Source organism: Bacillota bacterium, assembly GCA_040757205.1.
Lineage (GTDB): Bacteria > Bacillota > Desulfotomaculia > Desulfotomaculales > Desulforudaceae > Desulforudis.
Genome location: JBFLXL010000005.1, coordinates 69,323 through 85,086, shown reverse-complemented (window position 1 = coordinate 85,086; position 15,764 = coordinate 69,323). Strand labels below are relative to the sequence as shown.

At 65.5% G+C, this 15,764-nt stretch carries 14 protein-coding genes; 10 read left to right on the top strand and 4 right to left on the bottom strand.

The annotated features are described in order from the left end of the window. Positions 1-259: 259 nt before the first annotated feature. The 3 genes from AB1402_05715 to AB1402_05705 all read left to right on the top strand — a co-directional run bounded on the left by AB1402_05715 (position 260) and on the right by AB1402_05705 (position 3,028). Positions 260-1,099 (top strand): sulfide/dihydroorotate dehydrogenase-like FAD/NAD-binding protein, encoded by an 840-nt coding sequence (locus AB1402_05715; protein MEW6541094.1) that lies wholly within the window; start codon positions 260-262, stop codon positions 1,097-1,099. Continuing rightward, entirely contained in the window at positions 1,093-2,538 is a 1,446-nt protein-coding gene (gltA, locus tag AB1402_05710; protein ID MEW6541093.1) for an NADPH-dependent glutamate synthase, read from the top strand. Before AB1402_05715 ends, gltA begins: the two co-directional genes overlap by 7 nt. A 142-nt stretch (positions 2,539-2,680) precedes the next feature. Beyond that, a complete protein-coding gene (locus tag AB1402_05705) occupies positions 2,681-3,028 on the top strand; it encodes a YlbF family regulator (protein MEW6541092.1) in 348 nt (115 codons plus the stop codon). A 272-nt stretch (positions 3,029-3,300) separates the two neighbouring features. On the opposite strand, the gene AB1402_05700 is transcribed toward AB1402_05705, so the two are convergent. From AB1402_05700 to AB1402_05685, 4 genes are all read right to left on the bottom strand, one after another. After that, the gene (locus tag AB1402_05700; protein MEW6541091.1) at positions 3,301-5,247 is read right to left on the bottom strand and encodes an ATP-binding protein; all 1,947 of its coding nucleotides are present in this window, start codon (positions 5,245-5,247) and stop codon (positions 3,301-3,303) included. Further along, complete coding sequence (locus AB1402_05695) at positions 5,247-5,714, bottom strand: hypothetical protein (protein MEW6541090.1); 468 nt, start codon at positions 5,712-5,714, stop codon at positions 5,247-5,249. Before AB1402_05695 ends, AB1402_05700 begins: the two co-directional genes overlap by 1 nt. Before the next feature lie 80 nt (positions 5,715-5,794). Then, positions 5,795-5,917 carry an AgrD family cyclic lactone autoinducer peptide gene (locus AB1402_05690; GenBank protein MEW6541089.1) on the bottom strand — a complete coding sequence of 41 codons (123 nt, stop codon included), beginning with the start codon at positions 5,915-5,917 and terminating at the stop codon, positions 5,795-5,797. 19 nt (positions 5,918-5,936) lie between these two features. After that, positions 5,937-6,587, bottom strand: coding sequence for an accessory gene regulator B family protein (locus AB1402_05685; protein MEW6541088.1), 651 nt, complete (start codon positions 6,585-6,587; stop codon positions 5,937-5,939). A gap of 175 nt (positions 6,588-6,762) precedes the next feature. Here AB1402_05685 and mutS point away from each other — a divergent pair, with 175 nt between their 5' ends. The 7 genes from mutS (at position 6,763) to AB1402_05650 (ending at position 15,643) form a co-directional block, all read left to right on the top strand. Further along, on the top strand, positions 6,763-9,390 hold the full coding sequence (gene mutS, locus AB1402_05680) for a DNA mismatch repair protein MutS (protein MEW6541087.1): 2,628 nt from the start codon (positions 6,763-6,765) through the stop codon (positions 9,388-9,390). 188 nt (positions 9,391-9,578) lie between these two features. Next, on the top strand, positions 9,579-11,276 hold the full coding sequence (gene mutL / locus AB1402_05675; GenBank protein ID MEW6541086.1) for a DNA mismatch repair endonuclease MutL: 1,698 nt from the start codon (positions 9,579-9,581) through the stop codon (positions 11,274-11,276). Next, complete coding sequence (locus AB1402_05670) at positions 11,273-12,076, top strand: class I SAM-dependent methyltransferase (protein MEW6541085.1); 804 nt, start codon at positions 11,273-11,275, stop codon at positions 12,074-12,076. The genes mutL and AB1402_05670 overlap by 4 nt, the downstream gene beginning before the upstream one ends. Beyond that, a complete protein-coding gene (gene miaA / locus AB1402_05665) occupies positions 12,073-13,032 on the top strand; it encodes a tRNA (adenosine(37)-N6)-dimethylallyltransferase MiaA (GenBank protein MEW6541084.1) in 960 nt (319 codons plus the stop codon). The genes AB1402_05670 and miaA overlap by 4 nt, the downstream gene beginning before the upstream one ends. A gap of 25 nt (positions 13,033-13,057) precedes the next feature. Next, positions 13,058-13,309 carry an RNA chaperone Hfq gene (gene hfq, locus AB1402_05660; GenBank protein ID MEW6541083.1) on the top strand — a complete coding sequence of 84 codons (252 nt, stop codon included), beginning with the start codon at positions 13,058-13,060 and terminating at the stop codon, positions 13,307-13,309. A gap of 154 nt (positions 13,310-13,463) precedes the next feature. Further along, a complete protein-coding gene (locus tag AB1402_05655) occupies positions 13,464-14,708 on the top strand; it encodes a methionine gamma-lyase family protein (protein MEW6541082.1) in 1,245 nt (414 codons plus the stop codon). 20 nt (positions 14,709-14,728) lie between these two features. Then, positions 14,729-15,643 carry an FAD-dependent oxidoreductase gene (locus AB1402_05650; protein MEW6541081.1) on the top strand — a complete coding sequence of 305 codons (915 nt, stop codon included), beginning with the start codon at positions 14,729-14,731 and terminating at the stop codon, positions 15,641-15,643. Positions 15,644-15,764: the final 121 nt, after the last annotated feature.

Sequence of the window (15,764 nt, the reverse complement as noted above, 5' to 3'; positions counted from 1 at the left end):
TCAACCAGTCGGTTCACAGTGCGGGTGGGTTATGGTAAAATTACTAAGATAGAACGAGATGATCACCGTACAAGGTGCATGAGGTGGGGACAGCCCGCCGGTGGCTTTTCCTACAAGTTTTGAAAGGAACCGGTTGTGTGACAGGACCGGGGGATTCCCCGGCGGATCTGCCGGGTGTTGGGTGGGGCCGGGGGCATCCGGCGGGCGGGTTTGCCCGGGGGAGTATGCCGGGGGAGTATGCCGAGGGGGTAGGGAGCGTTTGTACAGGATCTTGAGAAAAGAGGTCTTTTCTGCGTCCGTGAAGCTCCTCGAAATCGAGGCGCCGCGGGTGGCGAGAAAGGCCCGGGCCGGACAGTTTGTGATGCTGCGCGTGTACGAGAAGGGGGAGAGGATTCCACTTACCGTAGCGGACTGCGACCCGGAGCGGGGGTCTGTTACGGTCGTTTTTATGGAGGTCGGCAAGACCACCCGGATGCTGGGAAGCCTGGAGGAAGGTGCGGGCATCCTGGATTTCGTCGGGCCGCTGGGGAACCCGACCGAGATTGAAAAGTTCGGCCGCGTGGCCTGCGTCGGCGGCGGCGTGGGCGTGGCCTGCATCTACCCGATCTGCCGGGCGCTGAAGCAGGCCGGGAACGAGGTGGTCGCGGTGGTGGGGGCGCGGACCAGGGAACTTCTGTTTTGGGAAGACCGGCTGCGGGAGGCGGCGGACGAACTCCTGATCACCACCGACGACGGTTCCTACGTGCGCAAGGGCTTTGTCACCGACGTACTCCGGGAGGTGGCCGGGCGTGAATACCCGCCCGACCGGGTGGTGGCCGTGGGGCCGCTCCCCATGATGCGGGCGGTGTGCGGCGTGACCAGGGAGTTCGGCCTGAAGACCATCGTCAGCTTAAACCCGATTATGGTCGACGGCATCGGGATGTGCGGCGCCTGCCGCGTTACGGTGGGCGGGGAGACCCGGTTTGTGTGCGTCGAGGGGCCGGAGTTCGACGGGCACCAAGTCGATTTTGCAGAACTGGCCCAGCGGTTGCAGCGCTACCGCGCTCAGGAGCAGGAGGCGCTGGCCAGGTACGAGGCGGAGTGTGGCGGACGATGCTAGGCGGGGGAGACGACGGGCGGGCCGGTAAGAAGAAGAAGATCATCCCGCGGCGGGTGCCGATGGCCTGCCGTGATCCGCAGGAGAGAATACGGGATTTTGCGGAGGTCGCGCTGGGGTACACCCCCGAAGAGGCGATGGCCGAGGCCCGGCGCTGCATCCAGTGCAAAGAGGCGGGGTGCCGGCAGGGCTGCCCGGTCGATGTGGACATCCCGGCCTTCATCGGGCTGATCCGGGACGGCCGGTTCGAAGAGGCGGCCGCCAGAGTCCAGGAGCAAAACCTGTTGCCGGCCGTCTGCGGCCGGGTCTGTCCCCAGGAGAACCAGTGCGAGAAGTTCTGCACCATGGGCAAGAAACATGACCCGGTGGCCATCGGCCGCCTGGAGAGGTTCGTGGGGGATTTCGAATTGGCGCGGGACAGGGAAGCGCCCCTGGTGGCGCCCCCAACAGGGAAACGGGTGGCGGTGGTCGGTTCGGGCCCGGGCGGGCTGACTTGCGCGGCCGACCTGGCCCGGCGGGGCCACACGGCGACCATTTTTGAATCCCTGCATAAACCCGGGGGCGTGTTGACCTACGGGATTCCGGAGTTCCGCCTGCCGAAGCGGGTGGTGCAGGCCGAAATCGACGTCTTGCGGCGCATGGGCGTGCGGATCGAGTGCAACGTGGTGGTGGGCCGGACAGTCACCATCGACGAGCTTTTCGACGAGGGGTTCGAGGCCGTGTACATCGGCACGGGTGCCGGTTCCCCGCTGTTCCCGGACCTGCCGGGCGAAAACATGCCCGGCATCAAGTCGGCGAGCGGCTTCTTGACCAGGGTGAACCTGATGCACGCCTACCAGTTCCCCGAATACGACACCCCGGTATTGATCGGGCGGCGGGTGGTGGTGCTGGGCGGCGGCAATGTGGCCATGGACGCGGCGCGCACGGCGCTGCGCCTGGGTGCCGAAGACGTGCGGATTGTTTACCGGCGCACCGAGGCCCAAATGCCGGCCCGTCTGGAAGAGCGGCACCACGCGGCGGAGGAAGGGGTGCGGTTCCAGTTCCTGAGCGTGCCGGTACGGTACGAGGCCGGTGAGACCGGATGGCTGAGCCGGCTGGAGTGTTTGTGCTGCGAGCTGGGCGAACCGGACGCCTCCGGGCGCCGCCGGCCGGAAACGGTGGCGGGGTCCGAGTTTATGCTGGACGTGGACACGGTGGTCATCGCCATCGGGCAGCGGCCCAACCCGTTGATCCAGGCGACCACCGCGGGGCTGGACACCAGCCGGAAGGGGACGATCGTTGCCGACCCGGCGACCGGGGCGACCACCCGCCGCGGGGTGTTCGCCGGCGGGGACGTGGTGACGGGGGCGGCCACGGTCATCCTGGCCATGGGCGCCGGGCGGACCGCGGCGCGGACCATCGACGCCTACCTCCGGGGCGAGACCGACCCCTGGTCGGGATAGGGGTCGGGGGGGTTGCATTTTTTTCCCGGCTTCCGTTATAATAGGTCAATAATCAGCAAGGAAATCACCGAGGCCTCCTGCGTAGTGCAAGGTCTCGTCGTTTTGTCTTGCAAGCCGCAGAGGTTTTGAGGAGGTGACAGTAGTGTCGGTAATCCTAAAAGCGATGGAACTCGGCCACGAGATTTCCCAGTCCACGGAACTGCACAAGATGCGGGAAACGGAAGCGAGTGTGCACGCCGATCAGGCGGCCGCCGGCATGATCCAGGAGTTCCAGGTGAAGCAGCGCGTGATGGCTGAGGCGCGCTCGACGGGCCGGAAGCTCACGGGCGAAGAACAGGACGAGCTGGTGAACCTACATCAGCGGATGACCGAAAACCCGAAGATCAAGGAATTTATGGAGGCACAGCGCCAATTTCACCAGATGATCAATGACGTCAACCGGATTTTGCAGCAGGCCATCACCGGAAACACCTGCACCCCGAGCGGGTGAGCGACATGCGGGCCCACCGGGTGTGGGCCGACATCCTAGTAGAGTGTTGCAAAACCAGAAATCGTTTTGATTCAAGAGGCGGTCGGGAGAGATATTCCCGACCCCTTTACTTTTGCGACAAGGGACGGTTCTCTGCCGGTCAAAAAGGGGGACTGTCCTCCTTTTTCCTGCGACAAGGGACGGTTCTCTGCCGTGCTGTCGCACCCACGTCCCCTTCCGCACCTAGGGCCAATTTGAAAGTCAAAAGGGAAAAAGGGGGACTGTCCCCTTTTTTAGCTTAGGACTGCTGATCCGGCTTGCTCGGGTCGGATGAGGGGCAGGATTACGCGGAAAGAGGAACCGGCCTCCGAGGACTCCACTTTCAGGGTGCCGCCGTGGTTCTTTACCATCTCGTTGCAGATAGAAAGCCCCAAGCCGGTGCCGTCGTCCTTGGTGGTGAAGAAGGGCGTGAAGATATCGTCCAGGAGCTGCGGCGGGATACCGCTTCCGGTATCGCTCACCGTCAGATGGACCTCCCCGGCTGACGCCCCGGCCGTCAGCCGGACGGTTCCCCCGGCCGGGGTGGCCTCGAGAGCGTTGGTCACCAGGTTCAGCAGCACCTGGCGGATTAACTGGGGGTCGACCTCGGCGATCAGCACGTCCGGCGGCAGTTCTTTTTCCAGCCGGATCCGGCGACGAAGGCTGTCGCTGTAAAGAAGTTCCCACACCGTTATGACTGTCTCCCGAAGGTCCACCACCCGGCGGGCCGGCCGCGACGGCCGGGACATGAGCAGGAACCGGTCCAGGATTTCTTGCATGTGGCCGGCCTCACGCCGAATAATGTCCAAGTGTTGCTTGATTCTGCCCACATCTTCCTGCTCGCCGGCCAGCTGGGCGAAGCCTTTGATCGACGCGAGCGGGTTGCGCAGTTCGTGGGCTACTCCAGCCGCCACCTGACCAAGAGACGACAGGCTGCGGGCCCGCTGGAGTTCGAGTTCGGCCTTTCTCCGTTCGGTGAGGTCGTGAACGGTGATTACGGTCCAGGGCCGTCCGTCCGGTGATTTGGGCCACGTGGTCCGGTTCACCAGCAGGTACCGGCCGTCGAATGCCGCTTCCGGTGTACGGGTCCCCTCAGGGCGGCCACCGGCGGCCGTAACGGATTCCTGCACGCGTTGGAGAATATCGTTTCCATCGCTGCCGTCAATGTCCGGGCCAAGCCTCAGGTATTTCCGTGCTGCCTCGTTGTGGACCCGCACCCGGTTGTCACCGTCCAGAAAAACCACGCCCACTTCCCAGTCCTCAAGGACGCGGCGGAGCATCAGATCCAGTTCGCGGAGCTTCTCCCGGTCCGAAAGGTCCTGGACCAGAATCACCTGTACATGGCGGTCATAGAGCGCCACCGGGTGGCGGCTGACCTTAACCGGCACCGCTGCGCCGTCGGGGCCGACGATTTCGCCGGTCTGCACCGGGGACTCGGGGTCGGCGGCCAACTCTCGGATCGCCTCCAGCCGGTTGTCCGCCGGCCCGCCGCCCGTACCGGTTTCTCCAGGGGTCGCACCGGCGCCGACCAGCCGCCGGAGATAACGGTTCGCGGAAATAACCCGTCCCTCGTGATCCTGGGTGAGTATTCCGGCCGGCAGGGCGTCGAGGACGGTCTGAAGCAGGTGGGAGTGTTCGGAAAGCGACCATGTGGTGCGCCGGTTCAACTCGGTGGCTTCGCCCACCAGCCAGGCCACGAAGAGCATCACCGCAGCGGTCAGAATGTTGTCGGCCAGGTACCAAGAGGTGGTTTGAACCTGATAGAGGAGGTCGAGCAGCAGAATCAAGAAAACGCCGGCGAAGGCCGTGACCAGACCCCGCCGGCCCAGGAGCAGGGCGGAAATCACCACCGGGAAGAAAAGCAGGGCGTTCAGGTGGCTGAAATACTGCCGGGCCAAAAGCAGGACGATGAACACCAGAGCCAGGGAGAAGACCGCGTAGGCCAGGTCGGCCGGCACCGACCGGGGCGCGACTCGCAGGAGTTTTGCTTCCAGGCCGTAGGCGGCGGCGCCGAACAGCAGGACCAGAAGGGCCAAGCCGGCCCAACTCAGAGGGCTGGTCCACGGCAAATCCCAGAGCAGGGAGCACAACATCGCCAGGGCCAGGGCCTTGACCAGGGTGGACGTTAGGACGGCGGTGGAGAAAAGCTCACGGAGTGATGCCGGAGGCTCGTTATGTTCACCGGCCCGGGGCGACGCCATCAGCCGGCGGCTCCTTTGAAAGGTTTGAGCCCGCCGTGCCGGTACGCCCAGACCGCCGCAATTGCCAGCACGATAATCTGAGGCCAGCCGGCGAGTGCCCAGAGGATCGGGCGGGCCGCCAGTTCATCCACGGTCATCCAGGCCAGGTGCTGGATCAGTAGTGTGGAAGAGACCTCGGCCGCAATCAGCAACGTCAGCGCCGCCGCCCAGGCGAAGATCACCCGCTGCAGCGCCAACCCGCTCCAAAGGCTGATTACCACCGACATCACGATCATATTAAACAGGGCGTGGGCCGGGAAAGGGGCGCCCATGGCCCGCACAGTAAAACTTAGAAACAGCAGGAGCACGCCCAAAAAGGCCGTCCGGCCCGGATGAAACCCGGCGCCGAGCAGGCCAAAAACCAGGCCTACAAATACCACGGATTCCGGAAGCCCCTGCAGGATAGCCACGGTGGGGTGAATCGGCACGAAACCGCCTCCTCGAGTTATTGTGGCCCGGGAGTGCCGGGGAGGCGGTAGGCCTCCCCGGGCTCCAAAGGCGATGTCTCTTACTCCAACGGCGGGCGCGGCTGGTAATGCAGCCAGCCGCAGGCGGAAGCGGAACCCACCAGGCTGAACAGCGAGAGCAAGGTCGTGAGCGCCAACAGCAGCGGCAGTTTAAGACGGCCCATCATTAATCACCTCCTAATCTTAACCGGCTGGGGATACCGGAGTCCGCCCTAGCAGGCGGCCAAAGAAGCCCATAACTCTGTCCGCCAGGGCCATCAGGCGGTGGAGCGGGCCGGTCAGGATCAGGCCCGACCAGACGAGGCCGAATCCGCCGGCCAGGAAGAGCCCGGGGGCCGCGGTCAACTGAACGAGGATCAGCAAAAGGGCCGTGACGAGAAACACGGACTGCAGGGCGCGTTTCCTCAGCCGGCCGCGGCGATCGGGGTCCGCGATCGGCTTCACCGGGTTGTCCACCGGCGCCAGTCTGAAGACCATAAGGGCGCTGGCTGCGCCGCAAAGGATGACGGCCAGGGGTTCGGTCCCGTTCAGGTGCGGCGGGAGCACAACAGCCGCTTGACCGAGACCGGCGAAGGCCGCGCCCGAGGTGAGGGCGCAACGCCAGGGCGTGGAGCAGTGGGCGCCCCCGGCGAAACTGCGTACCGCGGCGCAAGCCGCGGCGGCGGTCAAGGACTCCGCCAAGCTGCCCAGCAGGTACCCCAAGACCGCGATAGCCGCCGTGCCCAGCACGGTGGAAAAGACGGTTTCGGCGCCGAACCGCAGGCGGTCGGCCTGGCGGGCGTCAAGGGAAAGCTCGCGGGCGAGGTATCCGGCCAGTCTCTCGGCGCTCTGCAATGAATCCCAACCCCTCGGGTAGTGTCGAATAATGGGGAACAAGGAACAATTTAACTAGCCAGTTTTGTCCATTCGTCTTGGTCAATTAAAAGTCCTGCTTGGGTTGACAAAAAACTAGGCGCCAACCGTCATGTTATAATGACCCCAGTAGTTTGGCCCGGTGGAGGTATGGCTGGTGGCCCTCACTCCCATGATGCGGCAGTACCGGGAGGTCAAAGACCGGTATCCGGATGCGATCCTGTTTTTCCAAATGGGTGATTTCTTCGAGATGTTTTTCGAGGACGCCGAGAAGGCCGCGCCCGTGTTGGAAGTCGCCCTCACCGGGAGGGACGCCGGGGAACTGGGGCGGGTGCCCATGTGCGGCATACCCGTGCAGGCGGTGGACAACTACCTGGGGAAACTGGTGGCCAGGGGGTACCGGGTGGCGATCTGCGAACAGGTCGAGGAGGCCCAGGCGGCCCGGGGTGTGGTGCGCCGGGAGGTGACCCGCGTGGTCACCCCGGGTACGGTGATTGAAAAACAACTGCTGGACGAACGGGGCAACAACTATCTGGCGGCCCTGGGGTATGCGGGCCACGGCTGGGGACTGGCGGCCGCCGATGTGAGCACCGGCGACTTTATTGTGGCCACGTACACCGGGGACGCAGCTTGGCCGCGGCTGGTGGAGGAAGTGGCCCGGTTGGCGCCGCGGGAGGTGCTGTTGGCGGGCCTTCCTCCTGATACGGCCGAGGTCCCCAAACGATTCGGAGACCACCGGCCCGCCGTGATTACGGCCGCGCCGGATTCCTACCGCGATGAGGCCGCCGGGGCATTGAAATCCCACTTCGGGCCGGAGGCCGTTGCGTCCGCCTCTTGGGCGCGGCACCCGGCCGCCAGGCAAGCGGCCGGTGTACTGCTGCTATACCTGAATGAGACCCAGAAACGCGAACTCACCCACCTCCGTCACGTGCGCGCGCCCCTGCCGGAACGGCACATGCTCCTGGACGGCGCCACCAGGCGCAATCTGGAACTCACCATGGGCCGGGACGGCGGCCGCCGGCACACGCTGCTGGGAGTGCTGGACCATACGGTCACGGCCATGGGCGGCAGGCGGTTGCGCGAATGGCTGGAGCAGCCGCTGCTGGCGGTGGAGGAAATCCGGGAACGGCTGGACGCGGTCGGGAGACTCACCGCCGACCGGATTAAGCGCGAAACACTGCGGGAACAGTTGAAAGGCGTGTACGACACCGAGCGCCTGGCCGGGCGGGTGGCCTACGGCACGGCCCACGCCCGGGATCTGCTCTCGCTTTTGTCCTCGCTGGAGGCGATATTCCGGGTGCGGGAACTGCTGCCAAACGAACCGGGACTCCTGGGGCGCCTGGCGACCGATATCGATCCGCCCGGTGAGATCGTGGACCTCTTGAAAGGGGCGCTGGCCGACGACCCGCCCTTGTCCCTGCGGGAGGGCGGGCTTATCCGTCCGGGCTACGACCCGGAGGTGGACCGCCTGCGGGCGGCGAGCACCCAGGCGCGCGCGTGGTTGGCCGGACTGGAGGCCGAGGAGCGGGAGAGGACCGGAATCCGGTCCCTGAAGGTGGGCTACAACCGGGTATTCGGTTACTACATCGAGGTGACCAGGGCGAACCAGCACCTGGTTCCGGAAGACTACCGGCGGCGGCAGACCCTGGTGAATGCGGAGCGCTACATCACCCCCGAATTGAAGGAATACGAAAGCCTGGTCCTGGGGGCCCGGGAACGGCTGGTGGAGTTGGAGTACCACCTGTTCGGGGAACTCCGGAACCGGGTGCACTCCGAACTGGCCCGGATTCAGCGGTCGGCGCGGGCGGTGGCCGGTGTCGACGCCCTTGCCTCCCTGGCCGAGGCGGCCGTGAGGGAGAACTACACCGCGCCGGTGGTGGACGGTACGGACCGGATCCGGATCAAGAGCGGGCGGCACCCGGTGGTGGAGCGGGTGCTGGGACCCGGCCGGTTCGTGCCGAACGACGCCCTGCTGGATGGAGACTGCCGGATCATGATCCTGACCGGACCGAACATGGCCGGAAAGAGCACCTACATGCGCCAGGTCGCCCTGATCGTCTTGATGGCCCAGGTGGGCAGCTTTGTGCCGGCGGAGGCGGCCGAGATCGGGGTGGTGGACCGGATTTTTACCAGGGTGGGGGCGGCCGACAACCTGGCGGGCGGGGAGAGCACGTTCATGGTCGAAATGAACGAGTGCCGGACGATCCTGGAGCAGGCCACCCCGGCGAGCCTGATCGTTATGGACGAGGTGGGGCGCGGGACAAGCACCTACGACGGCATGAGCCTGGCCCGGGCGCTGATTGAATACCTGCACCGGCGGGTCGGAGCAAAGACCCTGTTTTCCACACACTACCACGAACTGACCACCCTGGACGCGCTTTCGGGGGTGATGAACCACACCGTGACCGTGTCCGAGGATGGCGACGAGATCGTGTTCCTGCACCGGGTGGTCCCGGGGAAGGCTGACCGCAGCTACGGGATTCAGGTGGCCCGCTTGGCCGGATTGCCGCCCGCGGTAATCGCCCGGGCCCGGGAAGTCCTGGAGCGGCTGGAGAACGGCCAGGCGGTCGAGCGCTGGAAACGGAGCGCGACGACGCAACTCGAACTGTTCCCCCGGCAGAAGGAACACCCGGTGGTGAGTGAACTGCGCCGCCTGGACGTATTGAATATGACGCCGCTCGAAGCGCTCGGCAAGCTCGACGAGTGGCAAAGGGCACTGGCGCGGGAGCGGACGGGCGCGGAAGGGGACAGGCGCCGGCGGCCCCAGGGGGACAGTCTCCCTTAGCCCCGGCCGGAATGCAAAAAGAGAGCCGGGGAAGCGAGGGGAACGGCTGAAACGGCGGCGGAAGGGGACTGTCCCCCTTAGCCTCCCGGGCGGGAGAGGATGGCGGCGTGCCGGAAAGGATTCGCGAATACCCCTCACCCTTACCCTCTCCCAGAGGGAGAGGGCTATTTACAGGGTAGGTGAAGAGCTTGGCGCGGATTAGGGTTTTGGACGTTGAGACCGTCTCCCGGATCGCCGCCGGCGAGGTGGTGGAGCGGCCGGCGGCGGTGGTCAAGGAATTGGTGGAAAACGCACTTGATGCCGGGGCCCGCGTGGTGCACATCGACATCGCCGCCGGCGGCCTGGAGCGGATCACGGTCACCGACGACGGGTGCGGGATGGAACCGGCCGACGCCGAACTGGCCCTCCAGCGGCACGCCACCAGCAAAATCCGCGCTGCGGCCGACCTGGAGACCGTCCGGACTTTGGGTTTCCGGGGGGAGGCCCTGCCCAGCATCGCGGCCGTTTCCCGCTTGACGATTCAAACCCGCCCGGCGGAACTGCCCGCCGGAACTGTCCTGACCACTGAGGGCGGGCGGTCGCTTTCCACCGGTGTATTCGGTGGTGCTCCCGGCACGGTGGTTACCGTCGGCGATCTTTTCTTCAATACCCCGGGCCGCAGAAAATTCATCCGGAGTGCCGCCCACGAGGGAGCGCTGATTTCGGAGATGGTGGACCGCCTGGCCCTGTCGCGGCCCGACGTTGCTTTCCGCCTGACCGCGAACGGCCGCCGGGTGCTGGCGACTTCCGGTTCCGGCGACCTTTTGGACGCGGTCGGCGCGGTGTTCGGGACCGCGGTGGCCCGGGAGATGGTCCCGGTAAGGCTTGCGGATCAGGGGCTCGGGGTGTGGGGTTGCGTGGGCCGTTCCGGGGTGTCGCGGAGCAGCAGGCGGCACCAGGTGTTCTTCGTGAACGGCCGGTACATCCGCAGCGCCTATCTGGGAACGGCGGCCGAAGAGGCGCTGCACGGCGTGATGCCGGCGGGCCGGCACGCGGTATTGGTGTTGCACCTGTCGGTCGCGCCCGAACTGGTGGACATCAACGTTCACCCGGCGAAGCACGAAGTCCGCTTCAGTCGGCCCCGGGACGTGTATCTTTTGGTGCAGCGGGCGGTGCGCGAGGCCCTGCGTCCGGAAATGCCGGTCCGGGGAAGCGGTTGCGCACCGCCGGCCTCCGCCGGTTTTTCCGGTATGGAGGCCGAGTACCGGATACCGTTGCAGATGACGCTCCAGAGCAGGGAAGCCCAACTGCGCGAGGAAAGCACCGGCTACCCGGAATTCCCGGAACTGGAGCCCCTGGGCTTTCTGCCGCCCGCCTACATCCTGGCCGGAGGGGCCGACGGCCTTTACGTCTTGGATCAGCACGCGGCGCACGAGCGGGTCCTGTTCGAGCGGTACTTGCGCGCGCTGGAGCAGTCCGCCGGGAGGCAGCTTGTGGTCCCGGTGGCGGCGGAAATACGGGAACGTGAGGCGCAAATCCTTGAAGAGTACGGCTCCTTCCTGCGGCCGGCCGGTTTTGAGGTCGACCCGTTCGGGGAAGGCGCCTGGGTGATCCGGACGGTGCCTTCCTTCCTGCGGCCGGGTGTGGAAACCGCCCTGCTCAACGACATTCTGGACCGGCTGGCCCTGGAACGGCCGGTGGACACGGATGCTTTCCGCCGGGTGGTGGCGGCGGTCCTGGCCTGCCACCGGGCGGTCCGCGGCGGGGACAAGCCGTCCGGCCCGGAGGCGGCCGCGCTGCTGGCGGACCTTGGGCGCTGTACCGAACCTTACTCGTGCCCGCACGGCCGTCCCACCTTCATCAGGCTTGGTTTTTCGGAACTTGCGCGGCGGTTTCGGCGCGAATGAGCGGCGCCGTGAACATCCTGGTCACCACATCCGCCCGGCCGCGTCATGCGGAGCGGCTGGATGCCGAAGAGATAAGCCGGACGTTGGGTGTGCCGTACGTGCCCCGCAGCCGTGAAAGCCTGGAGGCCCTGCGCGGGGAACACGGGGCGCAGGCGGTGGTGGTGGTGTCCCGACGGCGCGTGGGACTGGTGTTTGCGGGAAGGGAGTTCTTCTTCCACCCCGGGCTGGGCAAGGTGCGCATAAGAAGAATAGAGGCTGGGAAAACTGACCAGATGATACAGGCTATGGGGCTCAAGGCCGGAGACAGTGTCCTGGACTGTACGCTGGGCCTGGGAGCCGACGCCCTGGTCGCCGGGCACGTGGTGGGCGACGGGGGAAGCGTGGTGGGATTGGAAGCGGTGTCCGTGGTGGCCCTGCTGGTGCGGCACGGTCTGGAGCATGGCCCGCACGACGGTCCGTTGGCCCGGGCGATGCGGCGGGTGGAAGTCGTGACCGCCGATCACCGGGAGTACCTGCGGCTTCTTGAGGATCGAAGCTTCGACGTGGTCTATTTCGATCCCATGTTCCGGAGGCCCCGTCACGCTTCGAGCGCGATGGAATCGCTCCGTCCCTTGGCCGACACGCGCCCACTCGACCCCGAGTCGGTCGACGAGGCGGTTCGCGTCGCGCGCCGCAGGGTGGTGCTGAAGGAGCGGGCGGGCAGCCCCGAATTTGAGCGTCTGGGCTTCCGCCAGATCACCGGGGGCCGCTATTCGCCCGTGGCCTACGGGATCATCGCGCTGGACGGGGATGAGCCGTGAGCGGGCCGCTCCTCTTGGTCATAATCGCCGGACCCACGGCTACGGGAAAAACCGAGGCCGGTATCGACGTCGCCTTGGCTTGCGGTGGGGAGATCGTCTCGGCCGATTCGATGATGGTTTACCGGGGGATGGATATCGGCACGGCCAAACCGTCCGCATCCGAGAGGCGCGGTGTGCCGCACCACCTGATCGACGTCGCGGACCCGGATGAGGAGTTCAACGTGGTGCGGTACCAGCAACTGGCCGGGGAGCGGATTGCCGACATCCTGGGGCGGAACCGGGTCCCGTTGCTGGTCGGCGGTACGGGGTTCTATATCCGGTCGGTGGTCGAGGACTACCGGTTTGGGGTGCAGGCCGACCGGGGGCTCAGAAACCGGCTGCAGGAAACGGCGGAGCTTTACGGAACTGTGCGCCTGCACCGCCACTTGGCGGTGGTCGACCCCGTTACCGCCCGGCGGCTGCATCCGAACGACCAGCGCCGGATCGTCCGGGCCCTGGAGGTGTATTACCAGTCGGGGATCCCTTTCAGCCGCCATCCGGGCCGGCGGGGCGGGGCGCCCAAATACCTTCCGGTGATGTTCGGGCTGAACATGGACCGGGCCCGGCTCTACCGGAGGATCGAGGCGAGAGTCGACGCCATGGTTCAGGCGGGGCTGGTACGGGAGGTGGAGGCCCTGCTGGCAAAGGGTTACGGTCCCGAACTAACGGCGATGAAAGGGTTGGGGTACAAGGAGATCGCCGCCCATCTGCGCGGGGAACTGACCCTTGAGGAGGCAATCCGGATACTGAAACGGAACACCCGCCGGTTCGCCAAGCGCCAGCTCACCTGGTTCCGGAGGGACGAGCGGATCCGCTGGCTCGACGTGGAGGAATGCGGCGGCCCGGCGGGAGCGGCCCGAGAAATTGTTGCCTCTATTGAGCAGGAGTACTCTCGGTTCCGGCGAACGATAAACTAAGATAATCTACCATGGAGGCACCCTGATGAGCAAAACGCAGATCAACCTTCAGGACGCTTTTCTGAACCAGTTGCGTAAGGAGAACATACCGGTCACCATTTTCTTGGTAAATGGTTTTCAACTCAAAGGCACGGTGCGGGGGTTCGACAACTTCACCGTGATCCTGGAGAGCGACGGCAAACAGTTGATGGTTTACAAACACGCGATTTCTACGGTAAGCCCATCCCGGCCGGTGAACACCGGCGGGGCACCCGAACCGAGAAATGTCGGACCGTAGGGGCCCCCTCGTTGAGAAGTGAGAGGTGTGAAGTGCGAGGTGAGAATTTCGAAGGAATTCGTTTTGCGAATTCCTTCAAGTATCCCACTTCCAACCTCTCACTTCACACCTCTCTTTTGCCAGGCGCAGTTTTGCAGCGGCCTCCCAGAAGCAGATGAACGACCGGTTGTTGGTATTGGCCGACGAGGTCGAACGGGAAATCGCGGAAGTCTGCCGCGAAATTGAAAAGACGGCTTCCTTTAACCACCGGAAGGTGCTGGCCGCCTTTCATGAACACCGGGTGAGCGAAGTCCACTTCCGGGGCACCACCGGCTATGGATACGGCGACGTGGGCCGGGAAGTGCTGGAGCAGGTCTTTGCGCGGGTTTTCGATGCCGAATCGGCCTTGGTTCGGCTGCAGATCGTATCCGGCACCCACGCGCTGGCGGTCGGGTTGTTCGGGCTTTTGCGCCCCGGGGACGAACTGGTGGCGGTGAACAAACCGTACGACACCCTGGAGCGGGTGATCGGTGTCCGGGAGGCTCCGGGGTCCTTGGCGGAAATGGGCGTCGGTTACCGCCGGTTGGATTTTGAGGCGGACGGGGAGCCCGATTTGGAGGCGTTGGTCGCGGCGCTCGGCCCGCGGGCCAGGGTGCTGCTCCTGCAACGGTCCGGGGGATATGAGTGGCGGTCGCCCTTGAACCTGGATACGATGGCCCGGCTGATCGGCGCGGTGAAACTGCGGTTTCCGCGGGTCCGGGTGGTGGTGGACAACTGCTACGGGGAATTCACCGAAGCGCGGGAACCGTGCGCGGTGGGAGCGGACCTGGTATGCGGGTCGCTGATCAAGAACCCCGGCGGCGGGCTGGCGCCGAGCGGCGGCTACCTGGCCGGTTCGGCGGAGTGTGTGGAACTGGCGGCCGCCAGGCTCACCGCTCCGGGGCTGGGCCGGGCGGTGGGGGCCTCGCTGGGCGACTTGCGGCTCTTGTTCCAGGGCCTGTATTTGGCCCCGCATTTCGTGGCCGAGGCGCTGAAAGGGGCGGTATTCGCCGCCCGCCTGTTTGAGCGGCTCGGCTATGAGGTCCGGCCCGGCTTTGCGGACCGGCGCACCGATATCGTGCAGGCCGTCCGCCTGGGGACGGCCGAGCGGGTGATTGCCTTTTGCCGGGGGATTCAGAAAGCTTCTCCGGTGGACGCCCACGCCGTGCCCGAACCGGCGCCCCTGCCCGGCTACCGGGACGGGGTGGTGATGGCCGCCGGCACCTTCGTGCAGGGCGCGTCGCTGGAACTAACCGCCGACGCTCCGCTCCGCCCGCCTTTTGCGGTCTACCTGCAGGGGGGTCTTTCCCGGGAATATGCAAAACTCGGGGCGCTGGCCGCGGCCCGGGAACTGGAGGCGGGCGGCGGACCATCATTTTAGTCTATGAGGTGATCAATCTGATGAAAGACCTGGTCATTATCGGCGGTGGCCCCGGGGGCCTGACCTGCGGGATATACGCCGTGCGGTCGGGCCTGGACGTGGTGCTGTACGAGCGGAGCGCCCTGGGCGGCAGTGTGCTTTCCGCCGAGAAGGTCGACAACTACCCCGGGTTTCCGGGCGGTATCAGCGGCCCCGACCTGATCGCGCGGATGGAAGAGCACGCCCTTCAAGTCGGCTTGACCATAGAGTTCAACGAAGTGCACGAGATTGCGCCGGACAACGGCTTCTACCGCCTGCGCACCCGTGACGGGGAGGTCTCCACCCGGGTGGTGGTCATCGCCACCGGCACCGGACCGCGCCCCCTTGGGGCGGAGGGCGAGGACCGCCTGCGGGGACGCGGTGTCTCCTATTGCGCGGTGTGCGACGGCGCCTTTTTCCGGGACCAGCCGGTGGCCGTGGTCGGGGGCGGGGACGCCGCCGTTGAGGAGGCGCACTATCTGTCCCGGTTCGCCTCCCGTGTATACCTGGTGCATCCGCGGGAGAGCATCAAGCGTTCGCGGGTGGGGCAGCGGCGAATTGAAGAAAACCCGAAAATTGAAACGGTCCCCCAGACCAAGGTGCTGGCCATCAGCGGGGACAAGGCGGTGGACGGAATCGTGCTGGAAAACGTCCAGACCGGTGAAAAGTGGAATCTCAAGGTGGACGGGGTGTTCGTCTACGTGGGCATCAAACCGAACAGCTACCTGGTTGAGAAGCTCGTGGACCTTGATGACCGCCGGTTTATCATCACCGACTGGCACATGCGCACCTCGCGGCCTGGGATCTACGCGGTCGGCGACGTGCGCCGCACCCCGCTCCGGCAGATCGCCACCGCGGTGAGTGACGGAGCGATAGCGGCCATCTGGGCCGAAAAATACATCACCTCACTTTCCTGACGCCCTCTGTGGATCGGGAGTCCCAGAACAGCATGTTCAGGCCCGGCCTGCCGGGCCTTGTTAGTTATTAGGCTAAAGGCCGGGACACTGACTTAAGAAGCCTGGTATAAAGTGCAGCCTT